The organism is Streptomyces sp. NBC_00457, from assembly GCF_036014015.1.
In the GTDB taxonomy this organism is placed as follows: domain Bacteria; phylum Actinomycetota; class Actinomycetes; order Streptomycetales; family Streptomycetaceae; genus Streptomyces.
Map to the genome: position 1 here is coordinate 2,128,321 of NZ_CP107905.1, position 18,770 is coordinate 2,147,090.

8 protein-coding genes are annotated in these 18,770 nt (G+C 69.4%); 6 read left to right on the top strand and 2 right to left on the bottom strand.

What is annotated here, in order from left to right:
• Positions 1–55: 55 nt before the first annotated feature.
• Positions 56–1,549: a serine/threonine-protein kinase gene (locus OG828_RS09835; protein ID WP_328500850.1), complete on the top strand. Its 1,494-nt coding sequence runs from the start codon at positions 56–58 to the stop codon at positions 1,547–1,549.
• 39 nt (positions 1,550–1,588) lie between these two features.
• On the opposite strand, the gene OG828_RS09840 is transcribed toward OG828_RS09835, so the two are convergent.
• Positions 1,589–3,595, bottom strand: coding sequence for an N-6 DNA methylase (locus OG828_RS09840; protein ID WP_328500851.1), 2,007 nt, complete (start codon positions 3,593–3,595; stop codon positions 1,589–1,591).
• A gap of 206 nt (positions 3,596–3,801) precedes the next feature.
• Here OG828_RS09840 and OG828_RS09845 point away from each other — a divergent pair, with 206 nt between their 5' ends.
• Entirely contained in the window at positions 3,802–6,384 is a 2,583-nt protein-coding gene (locus tag OG828_RS09845) for a GmrSD restriction endonuclease domain-containing protein (protein WP_328500852.1), read from the top strand.
• 76 nt (positions 6,385–6,460) lie between these two features.
• Here the strand turns inward: OG828_RS09845 and OG828_RS09850 are convergent, their stop codons facing one another.
• The gene (locus OG828_RS09850; protein WP_328500853.1) at positions 6,461–8,611 is read right to left on the bottom strand and encodes a UvrD-helicase domain-containing protein; all 2,151 of its coding nucleotides are present in this window, start codon (positions 8,609–8,611) and stop codon (positions 6,461–6,463) included.
• A gap of 72 nt (positions 8,612–8,683) precedes the next feature.
• Between OG828_RS09850 and OG828_RS09855 the strand changes: the two genes are divergently transcribed.
• From OG828_RS09855 to OG828_RS09870, 4 genes are all read left to right on the top strand, one after another.
• On the top strand, positions 8,684–9,622 hold the full coding sequence (locus tag OG828_RS09855; protein ID WP_328500854.1) for a serine/threonine-protein kinase: 939 nt from the start codon (positions 8,684–8,686) through the stop codon (positions 9,620–9,622).
• Positions 9,623–9,660: 38 nt separating this feature from the next.
• A complete protein-coding gene (locus tag OG828_RS09860) occupies positions 9,661–11,244 on the top strand; it encodes a serine/threonine-protein kinase (protein WP_328500855.1) in 1,584 nt (527 codons plus the stop codon).
• 126 nt (positions 11,245–11,370) lie between these two features.
• Positions 11,371–14,592 (top strand): DISARM system SNF2-like helicase DrmD, encoded by a 3,222-nt coding sequence (gene drmD / locus OG828_RS09865; RefSeq protein ID WP_443062383.1) that lies wholly within the window; start codon positions 11,371–11,373, stop codon positions 14,590–14,592.
• Entirely contained in the window at positions 14,589–18,770 is a 4,182-nt protein-coding gene (locus OG828_RS09870) for an Eco57I restriction-modification methylase domain-containing protein (protein ID WP_328500856.1), read from the top strand. Before drmD ends, OG828_RS09870 begins: the two co-directional genes overlap by 4 nt.

Consider the following 18,770-nt stretch of genomic DNA (forward strand, 5'->3'; position numbering starts at 1 on the left):
CTTGTGAACCGCTATCGTGTGCGTGGCATGGTGCTGCGGTGAACCGGGGGTACGAGTGGAAACCGGGGAAGTCCTCGACGGACGCTTCCGGATCGAGGAAGCGCTCGATCAGGGCGGCATGGGCAGCATCTGGACGGCGACGGAGACCGCCACCGGACGGCTGGTCGCAGTCAAGGCGTTGCGCCTCGACGCCTACACCCAGGGCCGGTTCAGCGCAGCTGAACGGACCCGGCGCCGAGTGGAACTGATGAAGAGGTTCGAGCGTGAGGGGGCGATCCTCGAAGAGCTGGACCATCCCGCCATCCCGCGTCTGCTGCACCGCGGATACCACCACGAGGAGCCGTACCTCGTCATGGAGTACGTCGACGGGGTCAGCCTGCGTGAACTCCTCGACCTGCGCCGTCCATTCCCCTTCGGCGCGGCCGTCGCGATCGCCGTCCAGACCGCCGAGGCACTCGGCCACGCCCATGCGAACGGCGTGGTGCACCGGGACCTGAAGCCCGGCAACGTGGTGATCGCCGCTGCGGACGGGTTGGTGAAGCTGCTCGACTTCGGCATCGCCTACCTGACCGACCCCGACGCCACGCGCTACACCGCGCTGGGCGCCACTCCGGGCAGCGCCGGTTACATGGCGCCGGAGCAACTCCGTGGCCAGCAGGACATCTCCGCCGCGGTGGACCTCTACGCGTTCGGCTGCGTGCTGTTCGAGCTGCTCACGGGCGAGAAGCCGTTCGAGGACAAGCCGGACCGGAACAAGGACACGCAGCACCTCGAAGATCTTCCTCCCCGGCTCCGCGATATCAACATCGGAATTCCGGAGGATCTCGACGACCTCGTGTGGGATCTGCTCGGCAAGACGCCCGCCGACCGCCCGGCGGCGGTCGGCGAAGTTCTTGCTGTGCTCGTCGGGCACCTGCCCGCCCCTGGCGATCCCGGCCCCAACCCCGAGTTGCATCCGGACCCCACAGCCCGATACCGGCTGCGCGGGGGACCGCCCGTTCAGGAAGCCGGCAGCGTTCGCCCGAGAAGCCCCCGGCGCGGCCGCCGTCGCCGCGATTCCTGGCCGGGGCGGGGGGAATTCGCTGACCGGATCGCCCTGGCCAGGGCCGAACTCAACTCGATCGGACCCGGTGCCGAGTGTGAGCAGCTCGCCTCGGTACTCGCTCGCGCCGTGTCCGCGTGGGGGCCCGGGGAACCCGCTGTCGTGGACGCGCGGCTGGTGTGCGCGGACGCGGCGCGCCTCGACGGCGACACCGGGCGAGCGAGGGGCCTGTACGAGGAGGTGGCGGCGGCGCTCGGCGACTGCGCGGATCCTCGCCTCCGAGCACTGATGCTGGAGGCCCGGGTCGGCCTTGCCGAATGCAAGGTGCCCGAAGGCGATCTGCGGGGCGCACTCGGTGACTGGCAAGAGGCAGTCTCGGAGACGCTGCGGCTCGCCTCCCCGCCCGCCCGCCTGGTCGCCCGGTGCCGTGAGGTCGCGCTGGAACTGGGCGAGCGGGGCTTCGGGGCCGAGGTCTCCTCCCCCGTCGACCGTCTGGCTGCCCTGTAGGCGTTCCGGCAGCGACTGGTGCGCGACTGGTCACGAAGACTAAGCGCGCGGCAACTGGCCCTGGGCCAGCAGATCACCGAGCGACCGGACGAGTTCGCCGCCCACCCGACGGAGCCCCTGGAGCTCCCTTTCGAACGTCGTGATCCTGCGGTAGATCTCGCCGTACCGCCGTTGCTCCTCGAGGGAGAACCGGGGCACTCGCAGCCGCCGTACATCGACACGGGATGTCGTGGATGCATGCGTGCCCGCCCGGCGGGCGTTGTCGGGTGCCCGCAGACAGCCTGCCAGGAACCAGGGATCGAGGACCGGGGGATCCACACGCAGCGCACAGAGCTGCGGCCCGAGAACCGACGGCGCTTCGGTGTCCACATGGACGTCGAAATCGCGGGCCAGCATGGACACGACGACATCTTGTGATGCCGTGACGGTCAGGGTGCCGGCTTTCTCCCCCTGGGCCGCCGCTCCCGCTGGGAGCCAGAGCTCTGGGCCCCCAGGCAGGCGGAGACCGGTCAGCACCCGCACGCCGTCCGCCGGGCGCGCGCCCCGCTCCACTTCGGCTTCGGGCAGCGCTTGCCCACCCTGAATCTCCAGCGCTCCGGCGCGTTCAAGATCGGCAACGGTGATGAGCGGGGCGGCGCCACCCTCCTCGACGGGCTCCATGGCCGCCAGAATGCTCGCCGCATCGCGGAGCTCGCTCGTGTGGGCATCGAACCGGGCCCACGACCGCCGCAGTCCGACCAGGTCGGCGGTAGGACCGCGCGGAATGTGCCGGGCCGGTGTGAGGTCCACCTCCTCGTCCAGCAGGTCGATGACCGGAACCGTTACGTTTCCCGGCCCGCCTACCCCCTGGAGGGCCTTCACGACCTGCTCCGTGATCCGGGCCCAGTCGACGCCGCCGCCCACGGTGTCCACCAGGGTGATCTCGGCTGGGGAGGTCTCCGGCTCCTTACCGACTCCACCTGCCCGCAGCACCCACAGGTGAAGGCCGACCCCGTGCGGAGGCGCGGCGCCGGGCGGCAGGGCGATCACGGTCCGCAGCACACCCGCGCGCAGCAGACCCGCTCGGATACGCCGGCCGGCCCGCCGGGCCGCGACCGCGGGCGGCAGGACCATCACCCCGACTCCGCCCCGAGCCAGAGCTGCGGCGATGTGTTGGACCCAGGCCAGCTCCGACTCCGTGCGGGGCGGCTGACCAAATGCCCAGCGTGCGTCCGTCGCGAGCTCCGCATGCCCCCAGTCACGTTCGTTCGAGGGCGGGTTGCACAGGACCACATCGGCCCGTACATCCGCGTGGGCATCGGCGCGCAGGGTGTCGGCGGCCGTGACCATGACCTTCGGTGGGGCTGCCCCCGTGTAGCCGGCGACGGCCAACTGGGCTCGCGTCAAAGACGCGAGTACCGGGTCCCTGTCCTGCCCCCGCAGTTCGGCCAGTGCTGAGCCGCCCCATCGCCGTCCCGCCGACAGCAGCAGCGTCCCGGCGCCGCAGGCAGGATCGAGAACCGTACGGACCGCGCCATCATGGACGACCGACGCGATCTCCGCCATGAGCTCGGCGAGGGGATCCGGAGTGACGGCGATCTGCCGCACGTGGGTGCGCAGCCACCGCTCCAGCAGGAACCCGAAGGTCTCCGCCGGGCCCTTGGCCACGGCCAGTTGCAGGGTCCGCTTCAAAAGATCGGACTGCCGCTCGTCGAGCATTCCCGATGCGCCCTCCGCCGGTTCCTCGGAGTCCTCGGGTTCTCCGCAGAGCCGCAGGCCCACCTGCGCGACGAGAAGGCCCATCGCGTCTCGGTCCCCCAGAGCCTCGTATTCCGGCCAGAGCCGCTCCAAGGGCTCAACGGCGGTCTTGATCTTGCCCTCCCTGTGCAGCCAGGCCTCGATCTCGGCGAGTGAGAACAGCGGGCTCGCGTCGGTGCCACCGATCGGTGCTGGGAAGGTCTCGTGGCGTCGCCGCCAATTGCTGACGGCGGCACGTCCCACGCCCGCGATCCGCGCGACCTCTGCGAGAGGCACGGACACTGTGGGTGACTCTGCGGAATCGGGCATCGGACTCTCCGGATGTGGCACAGACCTGGGCTGTGCATGACGGTGCGGCGGCCTACGCTACCGGCATACCGCGCACACGGACGTGTGTTGCTTGACTTAGTTTATAAACGCATCGTCCGGCGTCGAGTTCTTTCGGTCGCTCCCTTCCTGCAGCCCCGATGGTGAAAGATGGGGAGGCGATCGAGACAGCTTGGGGAGAGGCGCGCGTGCACGCTCAGGAGACCACGTTCAAAGAGCTCGTCCAGGGTGAGAAGCAGTACCAGGTGCCGCTCTACCAGCGCACCTACAGCTGGCAGCGGGAGCAGCTGCAGCAACTCTGGGACGACGTGCAGGAGCTGGTCGAGGAGCAGTTGGAAGGGCGGGCCCCCGCAGCGCACTTCCTCGGCTCCGTGGTGCTGGCGCCGGGCCGGATCACCGCGGGCGGCATGCAGCGCTGGCTCGTCGTCGACGGCCAGCAGCGGCTCACCACTCTCATGCTCGCCTTCACCGCGCTGCGCGACCGCCATCGCGAACGCGGCGCCGAACAGAAAGCCGACCGAATCCATGACCTCGTGCTCGTCAACAAGTACCGGAGCGGAGACGACCACTACCGGCTCCTGCCGACGCAGGCGGACCGGGACGCCTTCACCGCCTGTGTCGAGAGCTCACCCAAGGCCGGCGGCCCCGGCAATGTGGGCGCCGCCTACCGGTTCTTCCTCGCCGCGCTGACCGAGGGCGAGGAGAGCGACGGCGAGGCGTGGACGGACGCGGTGGAGACCGTACTGAGCGGTCTGCTGTCGATCGTCGAGATCACCGCGACCGAGGGCGACAACGTCTACCGGATCTTCGAGTCCATCAACAACACCGGTGTCGGACTCAGCCAGAGCGACCTGCTGCGCAACTACCTCTTCATGTGCCTGCCGACCCGCGGCGAGTCGGTCTACCGCAACCGCTGGCTGCCCATGCAGGAACTGCTCGGCCCGGCCAGCCTCGAACTCCTGGTCTGGCTCGACCTGGTCGTGGCAGGCAACAGCCGGGCCAAGCAGAGCGAGATCTACCGCGACCAGAAGAAGCGTCTGGAACCCCTGAGCACGGATGAAGCGGCACTCGAAGCCGAGATCGAGTCCCTCGCCCGGCGGGCCGAACGCCTGATGCGGATTCTGGAACCCGCGCGGGAGTCCGATCCTGAACTGCGCGAGGTCTTGGAAAGACTGTCCCGTTGGGGCGGTCAGACCCACTACCCGCTGGCGCTCCAGCTGCTCGACCGGGTGGACGGCGGACAGGCCACGCCCCATCAGGCCGCCCGGGCACTGGCGTACGCCGAGAGCTACATGGTTCGCCGTCTCCTCGCGGGCTACTCCACCACGGGCAGCAACCGGGTCTTCATGGAGATGCCCAAGGAGCTGGAGAAGGACGAGGACCCGGCGGAGGCCGTAAGCCGCCTCCTGTCGAAGAACAAGGCGGGCGCACGCGTCTGGCCCGATGACGACGCCGTCCGCGAAGCGATCCGCACCCGGCCCTTTTACAAGGCGGGCCGCAGCAATCAGCGGTATCAGGTGCTGCGCAGGCTTGAGGAGAGCTACGGGGCGAGCGAGCCGGTCGACTACGCCAAGGCTCGTCTCACCGTCGAGCACGTACTGCCGCAGAGCCCCGCACACCAGTGGCTGGACCTGCTCGCCGAGGAGACCGAGGACGGACAGGGCCCGGACGAGCTCCATGCCCTGCTCGTCCACACACTGGGCAATCTGACCCTCTCCGCCGACAACGCGAAGCTCTCGAACCATCCGTTCCGCCGCAAGCAGGAGATCCTGGACTCCAGCGCCTTGCGCATGAACCAGGAGATCGCCGGACGAGAGCGGTGGGGTAGGGCGGAGATCCTCGACCGCGCCGCCGACCTGGCCGACCGGGCAGTGCGGCTGTGGCCCGGCCCCGTCGCCGGTACGGTCCCCGAGGACGACGAGTGGTCCGGCTGGAAGGAGCTGCGGGACGCGCTCCTTGCCATGCCGGCCGGGACGTGGACGACGTACGGCGATGTCGCGGCGCTCATCGGCACCCATGCCGTCCCGGTCGGTCAGCACCTGGCGTCCAAGGCCGGCCTGCACGGCGCCTACCGGGTGCTGACGGCGGACGGCCGTGTCTCGGCGGGCTTCCGGTGGCCCGGCGGCCAGGAGTCCGGGGATGCGCAAACTCGCCTGGAGGCGGAGGGCGTTCCCTTCGACGATGCCGGCCGGGCCCGCCGCTCCCATCGGCTGACGACGGCTGACCTGGCGGCTCTGCTGGGCAAGGACATCTCCGAGGAGGCCGTGCCGTCCCCGCAGACCGAGGATGAGCAGCAGGCGGCGGCCGACCGGTTCGAAGCGCAACTGCGTGACAACCAGACCGAGGAGACCGCCGAAGGTGTTCTGGACGCGCTCCGCTTCTGGGAACAGCAGGGCGGCCACTTTGCCTACGGCCGGGCGAGCGAGACCAGCTGCTTTCCCATGGCGCGGTTCGGCGGCACGCTCGACACCCGTGCACTGTGGCCGCTGGCGATCTACCCGGTCTCCGGCACGGTTGAAGTCGTCTTCCAGTACCTGAAGCGGCGCCCCCCGTTCGACGATGAGCCGCTGCGGCGCGAGTTGATGACCCGGCTGAACGGGATCGCGGGCATCGACCTGGCCGAGGCCAAACTGGACCTGCGCCCCTCCTTTCCGGTGGAGGTCTTCGCCGGGCACAGTGAGGAGATCTGCGCGGTGCTGGAGTGGTTCGCGCACACGGTCGCCCTCGCGGAGGCCCGCCGCATGCTGGACGAGGACCCCGGCACTTTCTGACACTCCGCATTCGTCGCGTGCGTGGGGCTCAGGGGACGCCCGCGGGGCCCCACGCAGGTCAGACTCGCTCGCGGCGCTACGGGCGCGGGCCGGTGACCGGTGCCAGGAACGGACTCGGCTCGCCGTGCCAGGACACCCGCAGCGCCTCCCGCGCCCGCGTGCATGCCACGAACAGCAGGCTCAACTCGCTGTTCAGGTCCTCCTGGTGCTGCTGCGCGTCGACCTCCACCGCAGTGACCGCGGCCTTCATCGGCACCGTGCCGTCGTTCACCCCGGCCACCGCCACGCACCGGAACTCCAGCCCCTTCATCCGGTGCATGGTCCCGATCCGCACCCCTGGGCCGCCGCGCCCGGCGCCCAGCACGCGCGCCGCGATCCCGGCCCGTTCCAGGGCCCCCGCGATGTCCCGGCCGAACTGGACGAACCGCACCGCTATACCGATGTGTTCCGCCTCCACCCCCGAGGCGATCCACTTCTCCACCCGGGACACCAGTGCCGCGGTCTCCTCGGTCTTGGCCGCGTGCGCGGACGTCTCGGGCCGTTCGCCGTGCATCGTGGAGCGGTAACCGGCCAGTGATTCCTTCGCCCCGTCCATGTCGTCCGGCTCCTCACCCGTCAGCAGCGAGGCGGACCAGGCGAGGATCTCCTGCGTGGTGCGGTAGTTGACCCGCAGCCGGTGCGAACGCCCCACCACCTGGATGCCGAGCGAGCGCAGCGAGACCCGGTTGCCGTAGATGCGCTGATAGGTGTCCCCAGCGAGGAACAGGTCGTCGGAGCCGGGTGACACCAGGGACCGGAGAAAGCGCCACTGCGCCGGGTGCAGGTCCTGCGCCTCGTCGACCACCACATGCCGGAACGGCCGCTCCTCGCGCCCGTCCATGACCCGCGCCGCCTCCGCACACACCTGGAGGAACGTCCACTCACCTGCCTGCCGCAGCTGCTCCTCGAACGCGGCGACCGCCCGCCACACCTGGAGCCGCTTCAGCGGCCCCAGCGCGCTGCCCCGGCCGGTCCGCGGCGCCTTCAGGTATTCCTCCGGTGTGGTGAGGGCCTGGGCGAGGACGACGTGCCGCCACTCCTGGTCCAGGAACACATCCGTGAAGTCGGCCTCCACCCTGCGGGCGATCCGCGCCCATCGGGCCGTGATCTCCTTCTGGTCGAAGACCAGCTTCAGCGGGGCGCCGCCACGCTCAGCCCGCACTGTCTCGTTGGCCAGCGCGTCGACGTTCACCACCCGGATCTTCGCGCGCACCGCCGGGTCCGTGACCAGCAGTGCCAGGCAGCGCTCCAGCTCCGCGGCGAGGTCCTTGGTGTACGTGGTGAGCAGCACGCACCCTTCGCGTGCGTTGGCGGGCAGCCGCCGCGCCAGGTGGTACGCCCGGTGCAGGGCGACCACCGTCTTGCCGGTGCCCGGCCCGCCTGTGACACGAGCGGGCCCGGCATAGCTCTCCTGATACGCGACCCGGTACTGGCTCGGGTGCAGGAAGACCCGCCAGGCGTCGAAGGGCCGCTCCAGGATCTCCTGCAGCTCCTCGGTCCCGGAAACCAGGGCGACTCGGCCGCGCGAACGGGCCATGGCGGTGGCAAGCTCGTCCTCCTCGGAGGAGTCGGCCGACCGCGGTGCGGCCCGGGTGTACGCCTGGACGATCTCCCGGTCGATCTCGGCCGGTTCCATCCCGGTGGCGAGCCCCAGGAGCACGTCGTACTGCTGCTCGGGCAGCACCTTGTGCAAGGCCTCCAGATGAGTCTCGTCCGGGACGAGACGGATGATCGGCAGGATCTCCTCGTCCACTCCCAGGCTGCGCAGCACCTTGTCCGGGTACTCCGAGGCGGGGAAGAGCCGGGAGGGCTCCTCGGCCGCCCGCGCCCGGAGCCCGGCCGTGGCCCGCTCCAGGCCGACGTCGTTGCGGATCTCGATGCCCTGCGTCGCTCCGTTCACCGAGGCCCGGTGCTTGGCGGCCCAGTCGTTGGCCTTGTCGTGGGGGAGCACCTTGAGCAGCAGGTAGCTGTCCCCCGACTCCGCCTTGAGGACGACACCTCGCCAGAAGTCGTTGATCCGGATGGTCCGCAGCCGCGGATCCTTCTGGTGCGTGAGCTTCTCCAGGTGCAGCCCGGTATGTGTGGCCGTCGCGAACTTCTCGAACACCTCGAAGACGCGTTTCTGGACGGGCTTCTCCAGTGCCGCGAACTCCATCAGGAAGTCCCGGTGCATACCCAGCGTCGCCATCCCCGTCCCCCTCCGGCTGACCCTCCCAGGACTACGATCACTCTACTGACCGTCACCGGCCGGGGAGAGAGCGTGCACGACATCCGTCGGGGAGCCGTGCTCGGCGACCGCTACGAACTGCAACAGCCGCTCGGCCGGGGCAGTATGGGGCAGGTCTGGCGCGGACGCGACCTGCATCTGGGGCGTCCGGTCGCTGTCAAGACGGTCGCCGCGGAACTCCTCTCGGAGGCCGAGGACCGCGAACGCGCGCGGCGGCGCTTCGTACGGGAGGCGAAGGCCGCGGCGACGCTCGACAGCGCCAACATCGCCACCGTCTACGACGCATCCGTCACCGGCGACACGCATTGGCTCGTGATGCAGCTCGTCGACGGGGCGACGCTCGGCACGGTCCTCGACGAGCGGGAACGACTCGACGTGGCCTCCGCCGCGGCCGTCGCCGCCCAGATCTGCTCCGGCCTCGCCGCCGCGCACGCCGCCGGTCTCGTCCACCGCGACCTGAAGCCCGAGAACGTAATGGTCCGCCGCGACGGCGTGGTGAAGATCCTTGACTTCGGTCTGGTAAAGCTGATGGCGGACGACGGTCCGAGGCTGACCGCCACCGGTGAGCAGCCCGGCAACCTCCTCTACGCATCGCCCGAGCTGCTGTCCGGGGTCCCGGACCTCGACGGACGCAGTGACCTGTACAGCGTCGGCTGCCTGCTGCACCACATGCTCGCCGGAGCCCCGCCCTTCCCCCGCGACCGCCCGATGGCCGTCCTGCGCGGGCACCTGCACGACGTACCGCCGGGCCTCGCCGAAGCAGGCGTGCCGGTACCGGACGCTCTCCAGGACTTGGTCCTCGCTCTGCTGGCCAAGGACCGTGAGGACCGGCCCGCCTCGGCCGCCGAGGTGTACGGCGCGCTCGGGCCGTGGCTGCCCGCCGCCCGGCCGGGACCCGGCACCCTGCGCGGTTTCGGCCCCGAGGACCCGCGCCGTCCGTTCGTGCTCCCGCAGGGCCCGTACCCGGTGTGACGGCCCGGTCACCGGCGGGGTGAGAATATGCCGCACGGGTGACCGCGCAAGCCGAGCAGGGGGCCGAGTACGGCGTGACACGACGGATCAAGGACCATTACGAGGTGACGGACCGCCTCGGCCGCGGCGGCATGGGCGAGGTGTGGGTGGCCCGGGACCTACGGCTGGACCGACCCGTGGCGGTCAAGTTCTTGTCGGCGGGCGGTCGCGGCTCCGATCTCGACCGCATGGAGCAGCGGTTTATGCGTGAGGCCCGGCTCACCGCCCGGATCGGGCACCGGAATGTGCCGGTTGTCCACGAGTGGGGCCGGCTCGACGTGGACGACGGTGACGGGCTCTACCTCGTCATGGAACTCGTGCACGGCGACACTCTCTCCCGGCTCCTCAAACAGAACGGCCCCTTTTCCGTTCACCTCGCCGCCGGGGTCGCCGTACAGACGGCCGACGCCCTGGCCCACGCCCACCGCATCGGCGTCGTGCACCGGGACCTGAAGCCGTCCAATTTGATGCTCACGCCGGACGGCACGGTGAAGGTGCTCGACTTCGGCATCGCGGCGGTCATGGAGCCCGATCCCGACGAGCCCCGGCTCACCCGTACCCAGGAAGTGCTCGGCACGCCGGGGTTCATCTCGCCGGAGCAGGCGGACGGTGGGCCCGCGACGGAGCGGAGCGACCTGTACTCCCTGGGCTGTGTGCTGTACGAGATCCTGGCGGGCCGGCCGCCCTTCACTGCGGGGACGGCCGTGGCGCTCCTCTACCGGCACGCGTACGAGGAGCCGCCCCCACTAGGGGATCTCAGGAACGACGTACCCGCGGACTTCACCTCCCTCGTCATGCGTCTGCTGGCCAAGTCCCCCGACGACAGACCCACGGCGGAGGAGGTCCACGGCACGACGCGTACCTGGCTCACCCAGCCGCCCGACCGGGCCGCCCCCCGGCAACCGTCCGCTGGATCCGGCGCCGTGAGGTCCGCTTCCGCTTACGTGTCCTCTTCCGCCTCCACCGGCCCTGCCCCGTCCCGGCGGCCGGTTCCCGTCCCCCGCCCGGCACCCTCCGGACCCTCGGCCGCGCCCGCCGCCGTGCCCCAGGATGTCCTGGACCAGGCCGCCCGTGGCGACTACGTGGGGGCCGCCGCCGCGCTGGAGCGGCGACTGCGCGAGGCAGGCCGTCCGCTCGACGACACCGAGTCCGTGCCGACGCGGCTCACCCTGTGCGATCTCCTGCTGAAGGCCGAGGAGTTCAACCGTGCCTACGACGGCTACTTCGCACTCGGCGGCGCGCTCCGCCGCCGCCGACCGGCGACCGACCGGGATGTGCTGGCCTGCCGGGCCGGCGCGGCCACGTGTCTGGCCGAGCTGGGGCGCACCAACGAGGCGCTGCACGAGTTCGAGGGCCTCCTGCCCGTGCAACAGCATGTTTTCGGCGTCGCTGACAGAAGCGTGTTCGACACCAGGTTCCGGATCGGCTCGCTCGTGGCTCGGACGGGGAAGCTGCGCGAGGCACGTGACCAGCTCACCGCCCTGGGGCAGGAGCAGCAGCGAATTCTCCCGGTCAACGACGAACGGCACGCGCGGACGGATAGCCTGATTGCCCGCCTTGACCGAATGCTGGCAAAATCTTGAAGGGTGTGCGTGAACTCTGTTCACAGTGTCTCTGCTGGTGTTAGCTTACTGCCGGGGACGGGGTTGACACCCCATATTGCGTAGGGTTCAGGCCGTATGCCAGGCCACAGGGGAGGCGGATCACCGATGATGCAGACAGCTCACCGGGAGCGGAGCGCGACAACTCCGGAGGAGCGACTGCCCGGAGACGGTGAGCTCGTCGAAGTGCGAGGCCAGAGCTGGGTCGTCGCCCGCGTGGAGCCCGCCCCGCCCACCAGCGGTCGCGCCGCCACGCTCGTCCACCTCCAATCCGTCGCCGACGGCCGGTTCGGCGACACCCTCTCTGTCATATGGGAGGTCGAGCCCGGCAGGCGCATCCTCGACCGCGGCTCCCTGCCCGACGCGTCGACCGGCCAGTACGACCCGCCGTCCCGCCTCGCCGCGTTCCTCGACGCCGTCCGCTGGTCGGCCGTCGCCTCCGCCGACGTCAAGACCCTCCAAGCGCCGTTCCGCTCCGGTGTCGCCGTCGAGCCCTACCAGCTCGAACCCGTCTCGCGAGCCGTCGGCGCCCCCCGCGTCAACCTCCTGCTCGCCGACGACGTGGGCCTCGGCAAGACCATTGAGGCCGGTCTCGTGGTCCAGGAGCTACTGCTGCGCGGCCGGGCCCGCCGCGTCATGGTGATCTGCCCGGCGGGCCTCACTTTGAAGTGGCGTGACGAGCTCGCTGAGAAGTTCGGCCTGGACTTCACCATCGTCGATGCCGAGCACTGCGCCCGGCTGCGCCGCACCCACGGCACCGCGGCCAACCCGTTCCGCGTACACCCGCTCACCATCGTCTCCCTGCCGTGGCTGCGTGGCACCAAGGCGCAGCGCCTCCTCGACGAGGTCGTCCCGCCCCGCCAGGAGACCAAGGACGACGGCACCGAGCGCCGCTTCTTCGACCTGCTCGTCCTCGACGAGGCCCACCATGTGGCCCCGGCCGCGCCCAAGCAGGTGTACGCCGTCGATTCCCAGCAGACCAAGCTGATCCGGCGCCTCGTCCCGCACTTCGAGCACCGGCTCTTCCTCTCCGCCACCCCGCACAACGGCTACCCCGAGTCATACACCGCGCTGCTGGAGCTCATCGACAACCAGAAGTTCGCCCGCGGCGTGGACCCCGATGAGCAGGCCCGCAAGGAGACCGTCGTCCGCCGCCTGAAGTCCACCATTACCAACCTCGACGGCTCCCCCCGCTTCCGCACCCGCCGAGACCCCCGCGAACTTCCCGTGGAGTACACCGATCCCGAGCGCGAGATCCACGGTGTGCTGAGCAGCTTCTCCGACCTGCGCCGCAAGCGGATGACCCCGAAGGCCCGCGGTGGCCGCCGCGCCGCTGACCTCGTCACCCTCCTGCTGAAGAAGCGACTGTTCTCCTCCCCGGCCGCCTTCCTGCACACCGTCCAGGTCTACCTCTCCCACCTGGACGACACCCGGACCCGTTCCCGCTCGGCCGCCGCCGAAGTCCCAGAGTGGCTGGAGGACTTCCCCGACCTCGTCGCCGAACTCGACGACCTGGGACTGGTGGAGGCCGAGGACGACGCCCTCACCCGTTCCACCAGCCTCACCCCGCAGGAGGACGGCGAGGAGCTAACCCTGCTCCAGCAGATGGAGCGCTGGGCGCTGACCCACGAGGCCGCCGCCGACTCCAAGGCCGACGTGCTCATCAGGGAACTGAAGGCAATCTGCCGCCCCGACGGCCAGTTCTGGACCAACGAACGCGTCATCATCTTCACCGAGTACCGCGACACCCAGAAGTGGCTGTTCAACCTGCTCCAGCAGGAGGAACTCACCGACGGCGGCCGCGTCGCCATCCTGCACGGTGGCCTCAACACCGACGACCGCGAGCAGATCCGCCTCGGCTTCCAGGCTCACCCCGCCAGCGACGAGGGCAAGGTCCGCATCCTGCTGGCCACCGACGCCGCCAGCGAGGGCATCGACCTCCAGAACCACTGCCACCGCCTGTTCAACTACGACATCCCCTTCAACCCCAACAAGCTGGAACAGCGCATCGGCCGCATCGACCGCTGGGGCCAGAAGAAGGACCCGGAGATCACCCACTTTATTGGCGCCGGCTGGGAGAAGGCCGCGGCTGGCTCCTACGAGGCCGACCTGGAGTTCCTCTCCCGCATCGCCCGCAAAATCGCCCGCACCGAAGCCGACCTGGGCTCCGTCAACGCCGTCATCGCCGACGCTGTTCAGCGCCGCATGACCGGCGACACCACCCCCGTTGACATCGACAACGCCAAGCCGAAGCAGATCGCCGGCCGCCGCACCGGCGGCACCGTGGCCTCCGAGCAGAACGTCACGGCCCAGGCCAAGCGCCTCGCAGAGCAGTACCAGGAGACCGTCGACACCCTCGGCCTCACCCCCGCCAACATCAAACGGGTCGTCGACACCGCGCTCGCCCTGGACCACCAGCAGCCCCTCACCCCGTACTACAGCGAGGACTTGGAAGGGCTGTGGACGGTCCCGCCGCTCTCCGGCACCTGGGAACGCGCCACCCGCGGCCTCGCCCACAAGCTCCGCCCCGCCGAGCAGCGCCCCGTCACCTTCGACCCGGGGGTTGCCGCGCTCGGTCGCGACGACGTGGTCCTCACCCACCTCAAGCACCCGCTCGTCGCCCTCTCCACTCGCCTGCTCACCGCCGCCGTGTGGAACGCCGACACCGTCGGCCTGCACCGCGTCACCGCCGTCGTCACCGACGACCCCGCCGTGGAGACCGCTCTCGTCTCCGCCTACGCCCGGTACGTCCTCGTCGGCGCCGACGGCACCCGCTTGCACGAGGAGATCCTGTACGCGGGCGGCTGGTTCGGCGACACGGGCCGCTTCCGCCGCTGGGAGTCCGTACGCACTCAGGGCGCCGTCCTCGCCCGCGCCCTCACCGACGGCGCCGGGGCCGCTCCCGACCTGCGACACGCCTTCACCGAGGCCTGGCCCCGGCTGGAGAAGCCCCTCTACGACTCCCTTGCCGCCCGCGCCCGCGAACGCGGCGCCTCCCTCGAATCGGCGCTGGCCGCCCGCCGAACCGAGGAGGAGAACCGCATCCAGGCCACCCTGGACCGCTTCGAGGCCACCCTGCGCGCCAAGCTCAAGGAGGAGGGCGACGAAGCCAACGAGCAGATCGCCCTCTTCGGCACCCGCGAGGTGACCACTGCCGAACAGCGCCAGTACCGCGAGGACCGCGACCGCTGGCAGGCCCGCATCGAAGGCCTCGCCACCGAACGCGAGCGCGAACTCGCTGCCATCGCGGCCCGTTACCACGAGCCGCGCTCCCACCTCTTCCCTGTCGCCGTCGTCCTCGTGATCCCTGCAAAGGAAGCCAGCCGATGAGCCGCCCTGCCGCCTCTACCTTCCGTGGCTCCTCCCGTGGAGTCGCCGCCGCCAGGGCCAAGGCCATGGACGGCCGGGGCCAGCACCAGGAATGGCTCGACCTCACCGAGGTCTCCGGCCCCTTCCTGACGATGCCCGTGCTGCTTCAGGCCTGGCCCCAGCTCGACGCCCTCGACAAGGACCAGCGCACCCGACTGCGCGCCCGCCACGCCGACTGGCAGGCCGACACCACCGCCGGCCGCGACGAGTGGACCGCCTACATCCTGCGCTCCCTGCTGGAGTGGGGCGATGCGCTTGTTCTGCGCGAGGGCCAGGACGACGACCTCGCCCTGGACCGCCTCACTCTCGACGTCCCCGAGCACAACGCCCGTGTCCGCGCCGACTTCGCGCTCACCGAGCCCGGTGCGGAACTCGCCGCCGAACCGGACACGGGGTCTGCTGCCAAGCGCGTACGCATGCTGGGCATGACCATCCCCAGCGGCACCGCCCCAACGGCCCGCCCGAGCTGGGGCGACGACTGGGCGGCTGGTCCCGCCGACCGCCTCGCCCGACTCCTGCGCCACCACGACGTACCCCTCGGCCTGGTCACCGACGGCCGCTGGTGGTGCCTGGTCTGGGCCCCGGTCGGCGGCGTCACGACCACGGCCGTCTTCGACGCCATCGGCTGGAACGAGGCCGCCGAACGCACGGTCGTCCGCGCCTTCGTCTCCCTGCTGCGCCGCCGTCGCTTCTTCGAGTACGACGAGTCCGAGACTCTGGTCGGCCTGCTGAGGAAGAGCCTCGACGCGGGCGACGAGGTCACCGAGGCCCTCGGCATCCAGGTCCGCCAGGCCGTCGAGCAACTGGTGGACGCCATCAGCCGCGCCGACGCCAGCGCCATGGAACGCGGTGCCCCCGGCCTGCGCGCGAGCGGCGTCGAGGCGAGCGAGGTCTACCGGGGCGCGGTCGCGGTCATGATGCGCGTCGTCTTCCTCCTCTTCGCCGAGGAACGCGGACTGCTGCCCGCCGACAACGAGGTCTACGCCCGCTCTTACTCCGCCCGCTTCCTGCGCGCCGAGCTGAAGTCCCGCGCCGACGCCGAGGGCGAGGCCTCCCTGGAGTACACGACCGCCGCCTGGCACCGCCTGATCGCGCTGTTCCACGCAGTGCACGGCGGAGTGCTGCACCCTGAGCTCGAACTCCCGGCGTACGACGGCTCCATCTTCGATCCGGACAAGTACCCCTGGCTGGAGAACAGCTTCCCCCTTCTCCCCATCGACGACCGCACGGTGCTGCACATGCTCCAGTCCGTGCAGGAGGTCCGTGTCGGCACGGGCAGGCAGAGGGAGACCCGCACGCTCAGCTTCCGCGCGCTGGGCGTGGAGGAGATCGGCTACGTGTACGAGGGCCTGCTCTCGTACGACGCTCGGCGCGCCGTCGAGACGATGGTCGGCCTCATCGGCCCCGACGGCGTGGAACACGAGGTACCGCTGAGGGAGTTGGAGTCCCTGGCGGCGACGTCGAGGGACGTGAAGACCCTCGCGAAGAAGATCTACGAGACGTGGAAGGACCCCAAGCCGCCGGCGAGCGCGGTGCGGCTGGAGAAGCTGCTGGCCCCGGCGAAGGCGGAGGCCGCGACGGAGGCGAAGCGTCTGCTGCTCGCAGCCTGCCGCGACGCGGCCCTGACGGAACGTCTGCTGCCTTTCTTCGGTGTGATTCGGAGGGACCTGCGGGACCTGCCGGTGGTCATCCCGGCGGGCGCGCTGTTCGTGACGGAGTCCTCGCTGCGGAAGAACACGGGTACGCATTACACCCCGCGCCGGTTGGCGGAGGAGGTCGTGCTGCACGCGCTGGAGCCGCTGGTGTACGAGCCGGGGCCGCTCCAGACGGCGGACAGGGATGCCTGGGTGCCGAAGACAGCTGAGCGGATCCGTGAGCTGAAGGTCGCGGACATCGCGATGGGCTCGGCGGCGTTCCTGGTGGCCGCTTGCCGGTACTTGGGGGATCGGCTGATCGAGGCGTGGGAGCGGGAGGGCCGCGAGGAGGCGGTCAAGTACCGGGCGGGGCGCGCTGTTGACGCGGTCACGGCAGCGGACGCGGAGTCCGACCCGGTAGTGATCGAGGCCCGGCGCCAGGTGATCGAGCACTGCCTGTACGGGGTGGACATCAACCCGATGGCCGTGGAGATGGCCAAACTGTCGCTGTGGCTGGTCTCCATGGACCCGACCCGCCCGTTCACCTTCCTGGACGACCGGTTGGTGGCGGGGGACTCGCTGCTGGGTGTGCACAACATGGAGCAGATCAGAGCGGAACACCTGGAACCGAGCGAGAAGCGCAGCCTCCTTACCAAGCACGCCGACGAGCGCGCGGAAGCACTGAGGAAGAAGGCCAAGGAACTCAAGGACCTTCGCTTGGCGATCACTTCGGTCAAGGGTGTGGACCTGGTCGCGCTGCAGCGTAAACGGGAGAAGCTCTCCGAGGTGAACCGTCACTCCGCACGGCTACGGCTTGTCGGCGACCTTCTTGCCGGTGCGGCACTGGCTACCTGTGCCTCGGGACGCATCGAGTGGTACGCGGAGGACGGCGGCAAGCGCATCAAGGATCTCTTCCCGCAGGCTGAGCTCATCGTGGAACGGATCATCGATGAGGAGGTTTCGGAAGACGCGGATGAAGTGCGGGAAGCCCATGACACCGCTGAAGAGTGGCTTTCCTCCGAAGCCCCGAGCGGAGGGCTGGCCCGACGACCTCTGCACTGGCCCCTGACCTTCCCTGAGGTCTTCACGGAACATGGAGGCTTCGACGCGATCATCGGCAACCCGCCGTTCCTCGGCGGCCAGAAACTGACGGGCGCTCTGGGCGAGGCGTACCGCGAGTACATGGTCGACTACCTCGCTGACAAGAAGCGTGGTAGCGCCGACTTGGTGGCCTACTTCGAACTCCGCGCTCACCAGCTCCTCAACAAACATGGCCAGACGGGACTCATCGCCACCAACACTCTGGCTCAAGGCGACACCCGTGAGGTCGGCCTGGACCAGTTGGAGGAGAAGAGGAAGGTCAGCATCCGGCGGGCGGTGAAGAGCGCACCCTGGCCTTCAAAGTCGGCGGCCTTGGAGTACTGCGCCGTCTGGACTTCGGTGCCGCCGCTCGCGAACGAGGCGGACAGAGTGCTGGACGGTGAGAAGGTTCGGGGCATCACGACGTCGCTGGATCCGCAGTCACGGGTGAAGGGGCGGCCGTATCGACTGGTATCTGGGGACACTCCGGGGCGACCAGGCGCCTATATCGGCTCCTACGTCCTGGGCAAGGGATTCATCCTGTCGCCCCAGCAAGCCGAGGAACTCATCCACCGGGATCCACGCAACCGCGACGTCCTCTTCCGCTACCTCAACGGCGAAGACCTCAACTCCCGTCCGGACTGCTCGGCCAGCCGTTGGGTGATCAACTTCCACGACTGGCCCGAGGAACAGGCACGCGAGTATCCCGACGTCTTCGCCATCGTGGAACGCGACGTGAAACCCGAACGACTGAAGATCACGCACAGCAAGAACGCGCGCGAGAAGTGGTGGCTCTACGAGCGCAGCAGGCCAGACCTGTACTCAAAGATCCGAAAGCTAGACCGTGTCTTGGTGGTAGCGCTCGTGTCGCGAACCGTGATGCCGGTTCCGGTACCGACAGGACAGGTCTTCTCGCACATGCTCGGGGTGTTCACAACCGCGGACTCTTCCCACTTGGCGTTGCTTAACAGCGGCATTCACTACTCGTGGGCGATCACACGCGGATCCAGCCTCAAGGGAGACCTCCGATACACGCCGTCAGACATCTACGAGACAATGCCGCAGCCAGCTAGCAGTACCTCCATGATCGCTGCAGGTGCTGAACTTGATCGGACCCGGCGCTCCATCATGGCTCAACGAAGTGTGGGGCTGACCAAGCTCTACAACCTTCTCCATGATCCCGCTTCAAAGGATGAGGAAATCGAAGCTCTGCGACAATGTCACCGAGCCGTGGATAACGTGATCTCAGAGGCCTACGGGTGGACCGACCTGAGCTTGGAGCATGGCTTCCATGAGACTCGCCAAGGCGTGCGCTACACGTTTCCGATGCGTACTCGTACCGAGATCTTGGACCGACTTCTGGAGCTCAACCATGAGAGGCATTTTCAGTCACCCACAGAAGATGGCGAGGGACTACTTTTCTGA

What these genes read in the sequence shown, in the direction of transcription:
- OG828_RS09850 (WP_328500853.1), bottom strand. Translation starts at nt 8,611, where the DNA reads ATGGCGACGCTGGGTATGCACCGGGACTTCCTGATGGAGTTCGCGGCA.
- OG828_RS09870 (WP_328500856.1), top strand. Translation starts at nt 14,589, where the DNA reads ATGAGCCGCCCTGCCGCCTCTACCTTCCGTGGCTCCTCCCGTGGAGTC.
- OG828_RS09840 (WP_328500851.1), bottom strand. Translation starts at nt 3,595, where the DNA reads ATGCCCGATTCCGCAGAGTCACCCACAGTGTCCGTGCCTCTCGCAGAG.
- drmD (WP_443062383.1), top strand. Translation starts at nt 11,371, where the DNA reads ATGATGCAGACAGCTCACCGGGAGCGGAGCGCGACAACTCCGGAGGAG.